The organism is Peptoniphilus sp. oral taxon 836 str. F0141 (assembly GCF_000179335.1).
Taxonomy (GTDB): Bacteria; Bacillota; Clostridia; order Tissierellales; family Peptoniphilaceae; genus Peptoniphilus_A; species Peptoniphilus_A lacrimalis.
Map to the genome: position 1 here is coordinate 20621 of NZ_AEAA01000004.1, position 9346 is coordinate 29966.

At 27.5% G+C, this 9346-nt stretch carries 10 protein-coding genes and 1 tRNA gene; all 11 read left to right on the forward strand.

Features of this window, described 5'->3' with window-relative positions:
* The first annotated feature begins 121 nt into the window (after positions 1-121).
* The 11 genes from HMPREF9131_RS00115 (at position 122) to rocF (ending at position 9268) form a co-directional block, all read left to right on the forward strand.
* A complete protein-coding gene (locus HMPREF9131_RS00115; protein WP_009344686.1) occupies positions 122-508 on the forward strand; it encodes a prepilin-type N-terminal cleavage/methylation domain-containing protein in 387 nt (128 codons plus the stop codon).
* A complete protein-coding gene (locus HMPREF9131_RS00120; RefSeq protein WP_009344698.1) occupies positions 509-1210 on the forward strand; it encodes an A24 family peptidase in 702 nt (233 codons plus the stop codon).
* A 7-nt stretch (positions 1211-1217) separates the two neighbouring features.
* Positions 1218-2471 (forward strand): hypothetical protein, encoded by a 1254-nt coding sequence (locus HMPREF9131_RS00125; protein ID WP_009344697.1) that lies wholly within the window; start codon positions 1218-1220, stop codon positions 2469-2471.
* A gap of 18 nt (positions 2472-2489) precedes the next feature.
* A complete protein-coding gene (locus HMPREF9131_RS00130; protein ID WP_009344692.1) occupies positions 2490-3467 on the forward strand; it encodes an AIR synthase family protein in 978 nt (325 codons plus the stop codon).
* A gap of 13 nt (positions 3468-3480) precedes the next feature.
* A complete protein-coding gene (locus HMPREF9131_RS00135; protein WP_009344680.1) occupies positions 3481-4869 on the forward strand; it encodes an N-acetylmuramoyl-L-alanine amidase in 1389 nt (462 codons plus the stop codon).
* Positions 4870-4879: 10 nt separating this feature from the next.
* Positions 4880-5596 (forward strand): ribonuclease PH, encoded by a 717-nt coding sequence (rph, locus tag HMPREF9131_RS00140; RefSeq protein ID WP_009344679.1) that lies wholly within the window; start codon positions 4880-4882, stop codon positions 5594-5596.
* The gene (rdgB, locus tag HMPREF9131_RS00145) at positions 5593-6177 is read left to right on the forward strand and encodes an RdgB/HAM1 family non-canonical purine NTP pyrophosphatase (RefSeq protein ID WP_009344687.1); all 585 of its coding nucleotides are present in this window, start codon (positions 5593-5595) and stop codon (positions 6175-6177) included. Before rph ends, rdgB begins: the two co-directional genes overlap by 4 nt.
* 50 nt (positions 6178-6227) lie before the next feature.
* Positions 6228-6304: transfer RNA gene (locus HMPREF9131_RS00150), tRNA-His, on the forward strand.
* Positions 6305-6560: 256 nt separating this feature from the next.
* Positions 6561-7199 carry a tRNA (guanosine(46)-N7)-methyltransferase TrmB gene (trmB, locus tag HMPREF9131_RS00155; RefSeq protein WP_009344683.1) on the forward strand — a complete coding sequence of 213 codons (639 nt, stop codon included), beginning with the start codon at positions 6561-6563 and terminating at the stop codon, positions 7197-7199.
* Positions 7200-7266: 67 nt separating this feature from the next.
* Entirely contained in the window at positions 7267-8250 is a 984-nt protein-coding gene (bioB, locus tag HMPREF9131_RS00160; RefSeq protein ID WP_009344691.1) for a biotin synthase BioB, read from the forward strand.
* 118 nt (positions 8251-8368) lie between these two features.
* Positions 8369-9268, forward strand: a complete 900-nt coding sequence (gene rocF / locus HMPREF9131_RS00165; RefSeq protein WP_009344695.1) for an arginase — start codon at positions 8369-8371, stop codon at positions 9266-9268.
* Positions 9269-9346: the final 78 nt, after the last annotated feature.

The following is a 9346-nucleotide window of genomic DNA, read 5'->3' on the forward strand; positions in this document are numbered from 1 at the left end:
GAGAAGAAAATATTTCTTCTCTCAAATTACATATAAGTTTGAATTATATCATTAAAAATTTGTTAAATTAAATTACTTGTTTTGTAATATAATAGTACTATATAAATAGGAGTAAATTATTATGAAAAAATTATTAAATAAAAAGAAGAAGGGTTTTACACTTCTTGAACTTGTAATTGTAATCTCAATTATTGCTATATTAATAACTATGGCAGCTTTATCTTATAGAGGTACAAATTTGAGAGCACAAGCAGCAGCTCATAATTCAAATGTTAAGACAATCAAAAATGCAGCGGTATTGTATCTTATAGATAATCCAGAGTCTACAAGTATTACTGTTAGTGATTTAAAAGATTATTTAGAGGATGCAGACAAAATAAAACCTGCAAAGGGTTCAGGAGCAGATAGTTTTTCTATTAATGTGACCGAAGGAAAAATAACTGTTAGTCCTGGACTTGTAAAGGTAGAAAATAATAAAATAGTATCAGATAATAATACAGGCAAATAGATGTATTTTTTAATATTTATTTTAGGGACTTGTTTTGGTTCTTTTTTCAATTTATTCTTTACAAGAAGAGAAATAAAAGAAGATTTTATTTTTAAGGCTTCTTATTGTTTGAATTGCAATAAGAAGCTTAAATTTTGGAATATGATACCAATTTATTCGTATATAAAACATAAAGGCAGATGTGCTTATTGCAAGACTAAACTACCTTTAGATTTATTAATTTTTGAAATAATTTACGGATTAATTTTTCTTGTGTCTTTCTTTTTTTATGGACTTTCAGTTAATTTTATAATTAGGGCACTGGAGCTTTCCATTTTATTTTTAGTTTCTTACTGTGATTTTAAAACTACATATATCTATAGCATGGATATAATATTTTTAATAATCTTGCAAATTTTATTTATAATCCTAAATCATGGGGAAGTACTCCAATCTCTAAACTTTGCACTTATTATTTCTTTTATTTTTTTAATAATCATCATACTTACAAGACAAATGGGGCTTGGTGATATGCAACTAGCTTTTGTTAGCGGATTATTTGCAAATTCTTATATGGACTTACTTAAAATTTTCACCTTATCCTTTGTCAGCGGGGCTATATTTGCAATTTTTTTAATTATATTTTATAAAAAAGGCTTAAAGACTCAGATGCCCTTTGGACCTTTTATTGCAATTGCAATTTTATTTCAATTAATGATGTGAGGTTTTTATGAATTATTTATATATTTATTTAAAAACTGGATACTTATATATAAAGTATAAATCTAGGACAGCAATTAAATACTTACCAATTGACATATATTCTTTAAAAGGAGTAGAAGACTATCATCATTTTTTTTATTTACTCAAAAAATATATTGAAGATATGGAAATTCCAAATAATACAAAAGTAATATTATTTGTAACAAATTGTGATATTCAATATATTAATTACAAGATTCCCAAAATAGAAGAAAAAGATTTAGATGATTTCCTTAAATTTGATTTAGAGGATTACGGAAATTTAAATATGCAAGATTATATAATAAATTATGATTACAAAACCTATAATAATATTATGGAGCTATCTATATATCTTATTCCTAAAGAATTTTACAGTAAATTTGAAGAAATATTTGATAAGTTTAAATTGAATTTATTTAAAATCTTGCCAGCAAATAGGATTTTTAAAGAAGATGGTAAGTATATTGACTTTAATTTAGATGGGATTTCTTTTATTGAGATAAAAGATGGACTGTGGAAAAAATTTGATTATATTTTTATGCCTGAATTATTTGGTCTTTTTAAAAATAATAAGCTTGAAACTCCAAATATTACAAATATACTAATGGGTAAATATGACCAAATAAATCAGACTATTGATGAAGATTTTTCTTTAAAATTAATTAATATTTTAAGCAATTATAAAAATAAAATTACTTCTTTCACATCAAATAAACCCGTATTTTTCACAGGTATATTAGGTCAAGCTGATATATTAGATAATTTAGATTTAAATAAAATTAAATATATATATCTATTGAATAAATTAGAGAATTTTTCATATAAATCCAAAAGTAAAAAGGATATAAATTGGAAACCCTTATGTATAACATTTGTCTTTTTACTTTTAATTTTTGCTAATTTATTATATATTAATAAGTTAGACAGAGATATTTCAAAACTCTCTGAAAAAATTAATAAAAAACCTATTCATGAACAAAAAGTTAATCAGGACCTTTCAAGTGATTCTCAACAGTCAGCTAATGAAAAGTTTTTATCAAAAATTATAAAAATACAAGAGCTTGAAAATAAGGACTTGCTTTTTACTGATTATATTTATGGTAAAGATTTTATTATTGTTAAGGGAGTTACTCAAAATAAGGATAATTTATCAGTTTTTGATGAATATACGATTATTGACAAAAATTTGACTTTAGAAGATGGACTTTACAAATTTGAAATAAAGCTAAAAAATGATTAGTATATAGAGGTGATATAATTGGAAATTGGAAAAGTATCAAATAATGATTTAGAAAAATATGTTTTTAAAAATATAAATGCACATAGAAAAGAAGTTTTAACAAAATCATCAATAGGGATTGATACAGCAGTCTTAGATTTTAATGGAGATTTGATTGTTACATCTGTTGATCCTATTACTGGAGCTAATAAAAATTTAGGCTATTTGGCAATAAATATTTCAGTTAATGATGTATCTTGCCAAGGAGCAGACCCTGTGGGTGTTTTAATTAGTATTTTATTGCCAGCGGAATCTAAACTTGAAGACCTAAACAAAATTATGGAGGATGCAGATAGAGCGTGCCGACAAAATAATTTAGAAATAATTGGTGGTCATACAGAAGTTACGGATGCTGTAAATAAAATTGTTTTGACAACTACTGTCATAGCAAGAGTAAATAAAAATAAAATGCCCGACATATCCTCAATTAAAGTTGGAGATGTAATTGCTGTTTCTAAGGATATAGGACTTGAAGGAACTTCAATTATTTTGGAAGAGAAAGGTAATGAATTTTTAAGCGAGGATGAATTAAGAAAAGAGTCAATAGATATAAAAGACCTATCAGTTTTAAGAGAGGCAAAAATTGCAGTAGATTTTAATGTTAAATATATGCATGATGTAACAGAAGGTGGAATATACGGAGCTTTATGGGAATGCTCTGAAGCTATTGGTAAGGGTATAGAAGTAGATAATATCAAAATACCTGTAAAAGATGTAACAAAAAAAATAGGAAGTCATTATAATATAAATATGTATGGACTAATATCTTCAGGCTCTATGCTTATGGTTTTTAATGAAGAAGATTTTAAAGCTTATAAAAAAGTATGCTTAGAAAAAAATATAAAAATTACGCAAATAGGTAAAGTTACAGAAGAGGATAAAAAAATTCTAATTGATAATGGCAAAAAAATAGAAATCCCTGAACCTGCAAGTGATGAACTTTATAAAATAATATAAATTAGAGGATAAAATGAAAAAATTATTATTAATTTTAACCGTTTTTGCAATGTTAATAATATCCACAAGTGCTAAAAATAGTTTTCCAGTAAAAATTAAGAAGAAAAACTACAATGTAAATTCCTGCAATGTTAAGATTGATGGTAAAGATTTACAAACAACTTATAATGCATATGTTAAAGATGGAAGGACTTTTGTTCCAATTAGAGAAATTACAGAAGCCTTAGGTGCTGATGTTTTATGGGACAATGTGAAAAAAACTGCCTTGATCAGCATGAATGATAAAAATATAAAACTGCAAATAGGATCTTCTATAGTATTTGTAAATGATGAAAAAACTAAAATTGATAAAAATTCTGTACCTGCCCTAGTAGATTATATTGACGCTAAAGGAACAAAAACCATGGTTCCCCTCAGGTTTTTATCAGAAACTTTTGGATATGATGTATCTTGGGATCAAGATAAGTTCTTAGCACAAGTAAATTCTTATAAAACCGACTCAATTATGGATAAGGATGAGAAAAAATTAGTAGATAAGAAAGATAATACTACAAATAAAAATGATAAAAAAACAAATATAAAAAAGAAAGATAATAAAAAAAATAGAACTAAAAAGACTAAAACAAAAAAATCTGAAAAAAATAGTTTAAATAATATTAATTCCATAGTTAAGAATCAATATCAATCAAAAGAAGAAATTAAAGAAACTAAATATTTAACAGAAAAAATTTATGAAGATGAAAGTGAATCAGCATTAAAAGCAGTTGGTCTTGACTCTGAAGATATGGAAAAGAAACAGGTCATTAATGAAAATCTTTATGTAAATGGTAAAGTAAGAATTATTTTAGACCCAGGACATGGAGGTAAAGATAGCGGAGCTAACTCAAAGGATAATAAAGTCCACGAGAAAGATTTAACCCTATTAGTAGCTACAAAACTTTATAATAGGCTCTTAGAAGATGGAATGGATGTAAGTATTACAAGAACAAGAGATGAATTTATTAAGTTACAAGATAGAGCAAGTTTGGCAAATGAAACAAATGCTGATATTTTCCTTTCAATCCATATTAATTCTTCTGAAAATACTAATGCAAGTGGAATAGAAGTTTTATATGCTTCAGAAAAAAATATTAAGATAAAATCTACAGTTCAAAAACATTTTGCTCAAGAATTACAAAAAGCTTTATTAAAGGAAACTGGAGCTGTAAATCGTGGAATAAAAAATAGACCAGCTATTATTGTCTTAAATCAAACAAAAACAGTTGCAGCGTTAGCTGAATTAGGTTTTATTTCAAATGATGAAGAGTTAAGCAATTTAACAGACGATGATTATATAGATAAATTAGTTAATGGTCTATATAATGGTATATATAGTTATATTGATAAGTATGTAAAATATTAATAGAGGTATTATGAGAACAGACAGACAAAATAGTGAAATTAGAGAAATAAAAATAAGTCCTGATTTTGTACCAAATGCTGATGGTTCAGTTCTTATTGAATGTGGAAATACAAAAGTAGTTTGTACTGCAATAATAGAAGAAAAAGTTCCACCTTTTTTGAGAGGCAAGGAAATGGGCTGGGTATCGGCTGAATATTCAATGCTACCAGGTTCAACTGTTATAAGAAAAGTAAGAGATATTTCTAGAGGCAAACAGGATGGCAGAGGAACTGAAATACAAAGACTTATAGGAAGGAGCTTAAGAGAAGCTGTAGATCTAAAGGCTTTGGGGGAAAGGACAATTTGGCTTGATTGTGATGTAATTAATGCTGATGGAGGAACTAGAACTACATCAATAAACGGTTCTTATATAGCTTTAGAAATGGCTGTAAATAAAGCACTAAAAAATAAAAAACTTGAGGTAAATCCCATAAAATGTAAAGTAGGTTCAATAAGCGTCGGTAAGGTAAAAGGGATAAAATTAGTTGATTTAGACTATAAAGAAGATTCAAATGCTGATGTGGATTTGAATTTAGTAATGAATGATAAATTTGAAATAATTGAAATTCAGGGAACAAGCGAAAGGGATACCTTTACGACAGAAGAATTGGCAGAATTTTTAAAATTTGCTCAAATAGGAATTAAAGACATTTTTAAATATATGGAAATTGTGGAAGAATATATATGAAATTAATTGTATCAACAGACAACAAAAATAAATTAAAAGAAATAAAAGAAGTATTAAAAGAACTTGACATAGAAATATTGTCAAAAAAAGAAATTGGTGCATCTAATCTTGAAGTTGAAGAAAATAAAGATAGCTTAGAAGGAAATTCGGAATTAAAGGCAAAAGCTTTAAGCTCAATGACAGATGCATATATACTAGCTGATGACACGGGGCTATTTGTTAATGCGCTACATGGTGAGCCTGGAGTAAAATCTGCTCGTTATGCTGGAGATCATGACGAAAAGGGAAATAGAAAAAAGTTATTAAATAACTTAAAGGACAAAGATGACAGGTCGGCATATTTTAAAACAGTTCTATGTTTAATTGACCCCAATAAAAATATTAAATTTTTGGAAGGAGTATGTAAAGGTCATATATCAGAAGAAGAAAAAGGTGCCAATGGATTTGGTTATGACCCAATATTTATACCTGAAGGATATGATATCAGTTTTGGACAAATGACTCTTCAAGAAAAGGATAAAATCAGTCACAGAGCCAAAGCTTTAGAAAATCTAAAAAAATATTTTACGGAATTAATATGAAGTCTTGACAAAGATATAACATTTTGTTATTATAAATATGCTCTTATGTGGTGGGTATGGCCTAGCTGGTTAAGGCGTCAGATTGTGGTCCTGAAGATCGTGGGTTCGATTCCCACTATCCACCCCATATTTAAAACCATCTTATACTGTGTTTTACTTATTAAAGTAAAAAATGGTGTAAGGTGGTTTTTTAATGTTTATTTATAAAAATTCATTATAATAATAAGCAATTTAACCTTAGTATAAGATTTTTAAAGATAATCTTATAAAATGTATTAATATAATTATCTTTATAATTTAATTTGACTTAGGGGCTATATCAGTTTATAATTAATAAATATTTATTGGAAAGGGTAGCGGGAAACCGTATTTTATGGTGGTTTATGAGATTAAGAAAAAAACATTTTGCAATTCCTGAAATGAAAGAAAATCCTTATGTAATATTTGATGGAAAAAAATATAAGGGTAAATGGAAGGATGTTTTTGGAAATGATAATGATATATATTTAGAAATTGGTGCTGGAAAGGGTACTTTTACCGCAACATCAGCATTAGAAAATTCTAATATCAACTATATTATGATAGAAATGGAAACAAATGCTTTCATATATGCTACAAGAAAGATTTTAGATTACAATCTTAAAAATGTAATAGCTTTACCGATTAATGCCAAAGATATACTTGAATATTTTGGTGAAGATGAAGTTTCAAGAATATACATTAACTTTTGTAATCCATGGCCAAAGCTAAAGCATCAAAAAAGAAGATTAACTTATCCTGATTTTCTCGAAAAATATAGAATAATTTTAAAAGAAGGTTCGCAAATATATTTAAAAACAGATCACAAGGAATTTTTTGAGGACTCATTAAAATATTTCCAAGAGCAAAAATTTGTTGGATTAATTAGTGATTTTAACATGAAGGAAGAAGATTATCCATTAAATATAGAAACAGAATATGAGAAAAAATGGAGAGCTGAAAACAAGCCCATTTGTTTAGGAGTATTTGAAAAATACAGTTAACCTTATCGTGAAAATACATTGACAATCTTTTCTTAAGTAAGTATAATACTTTTGAGGAGTTGAGAAAATGCAAGTTTTGGAAAAAATAACTGTTGAAGATTTAAAAAATAAAGTACTAGATGGATATGAAATAACTAGAGAAGATGCAAGATTTTTATATAATGCTGATTATAAGGAGTTGATACAAGCATCTAAAGAAATTAGGGAAAAATTTTGTGGGGATTCTTTTGATATGTGCACTATAATAAATGCAAAAAGTGGTAGATGTCCAGAAAATTGTAAGTTCTGTGCTCAATCAGCTTTCTACAATACTGATGTTAAAACATATAGCCTATTAAGTAAAGATATAATAGTAAATGATGCTATAGATAAATATAATCAAGGTGTACCGAGATATTCATTAGTTTCAAGTGGAAAGAACCTTAGCAGTGAAGATATAGATAATGTATGCGAAATTGTTGAAGAAATACACAGACAAGTTCCTGTTGAGGTTTGTATCTCTGGTGGTCTTATAAATGAAGAGGGATTTGAAAAGTTAAAAAAAGCAGGGGTAACAAGAATTCATAATAATCTAGAAACATCACGTAATTTTTTTCCAAGTATTTGTACAACTCATTTATATGATCAAAAAATAAAGGCAATTAAAGCTGCTAAAAAAGCGAATATGGAAATATGCAGCGGTGGAATAATTGGATTGGGAGAATCACGAGAAGATAGGCTCGACATGATATATCAATTAAAAGAACTAGAAGTTAATTCAATACCTGTTAATGTTTTAAACCCAATACCTCACACTCCTTTAGAAAATAATGAAATTTTATCAGAAGAAGAAATAAATAGAACTATAGCTGTTTTTAGGTTTGTAATACCTGATGCCACCCTAAGATTGGCAGGTGGTCGTGCAAATATGGCTGGACTTGGCAAAAGTGCATTTGAAGCTGGAGCCAATGCTGCCATAACAGGAGATATGTTAACAACACATGGTGTTACAATAAATGATGATAAAAAAATGATAGAATCACTAAACTACAAAGTAAGATTAATATCTTAATGATTATTTATAGCTGGTCGACATAAAATATGTCGATCTTTTTTTATGAAAACATAATTGACATTAAATAAGTAATAATCATATAATCTAATAAATATAATGAAAAATAGAGGTACTTATGAACAAAAAAATATCAATAATAGGGCTACCATTAGATATGGGAGCTTCAATAAGAGGAGCTAGATTAGGACCTAGCGCTTTGCGACTAAATGGACTTATTAGAGAGCTAAAAAGTTTAGATTTGGAAATTAAAGACTTAGGAGATATAGAAGTATCAAATAGCTACGAAGACCAAATAGGTCCTAAGAATTTAAAAAATTATCAGATAGTAAAAGAATCCTGCACAAAATTATATAACAAAGTGGATGAAATAATAAAAAATAAAAATTTACCCCTAGTACTGGGAGGAGATCATTCATTAGCTATAGGTTCAGTAAAAGCTGCATTAAACAATTATCCAGATTTAGGAGTAATATGGATAGACACACACGGTGATATAAATAACGAAAAAATATCGCCTTCAGGAAATATTCATGGCATGAGTTTATCTGCAATTATGGGACTCGCATGCGAAGAATTATCGAACATAGGACAAAATAAAAATTTCTTAAAAAGCCAAAATTTAGTATATATAGGTTTAAGAGATTTAGACAAGGAAGAAAGACAAGTACTAAAAGACTATAACATAAAAGCCTTCAGTTTACAGGAAATAGATGAATACTCTATAGGAAAAGTTACAAAAGAAGCACTGAAATATTTAAATGAAAAAACAAACCACATACACGTAAGCTTAGATATAGATGTTGTGGATCCGATATATGCTCCTGGTACAGGAACTAGAAAAAACGGAGGTCTAACCCCAAGAGAAATTTTCCTATTGACAGAAATTTTATCTAAATCCGATTTAATAACAAGTGTAGATTTAGTTGAAGTTAATCCCTTATTGGATATAAAAAGTCAAACATCAGTACTTGCAATAGATATTGCTAAAAGTTTGTTTGGACAAAAATTATTATAAAAAACATTGACAAATCATTTTATAAATGTTAGACTATAAAAGCTGTCTAAGACAGTTATATCTCTTTAAAAAACTTTT

Excerpts from the sequence above, each read along its gene's own strand:
- rph (WP_009344679.1), top strand. The coding sequence starts at position 4,880 with ATGAGAACAGACAGACAAAATAGTGAAATTAGAGAAATAAAAATAAGT.
- HMPREF9131_RS00125 (WP_009344697.1), top strand. The coding sequence starts at position 1,218 with ATGAATTATTTATATATTTATTTAAAAACTGGATACTTATATATAAAG.
- rdgB (WP_009344687.1), top strand. The coding sequence starts at position 5,593 with ATGAAATTAATTGTATCAACAGACAACAAAAATAAATTAAAAGAAATA.
- bioB (WP_009344691.1), top strand. The coding sequence starts at position 7,267 with ATGCAAGTTTTGGAAAAAATAACTGTTGAAGATTTAAAAAATAAAGTA.
- trmB (WP_009344683.1), top strand. The coding sequence starts at position 6,561 with ATGAGATTAAGAAAAAAACATTTTGCAATTCCTGAAATGAAAGAAAAT.
- rocF (WP_009344695.1), top strand. The coding sequence starts at position 8,369 with ATGAACAAAAAAATATCAATAATAGGGCTACCATTAGATATGGGAGCT.
- HMPREF9131_RS00135 (WP_009344680.1), top strand. The coding sequence starts at position 3,481 with ATGAAAAAATTATTATTAATTTTAACCGTTTTTGCAATGTTAATAATA.
- HMPREF9131_RS00120 (WP_009344698.1), top strand. The coding sequence starts at position 509 with ATGTATTTTTTAATATTTATTTTAGGGACTTGTTTTGGTTCTTTTTTC.
- HMPREF9131_RS00115 (WP_009344686.1), top strand. The coding sequence starts at position 122 with ATGAAAAAATTATTAAATAAAAAGAAGAAGGGTTTTACACTTCTTGAA.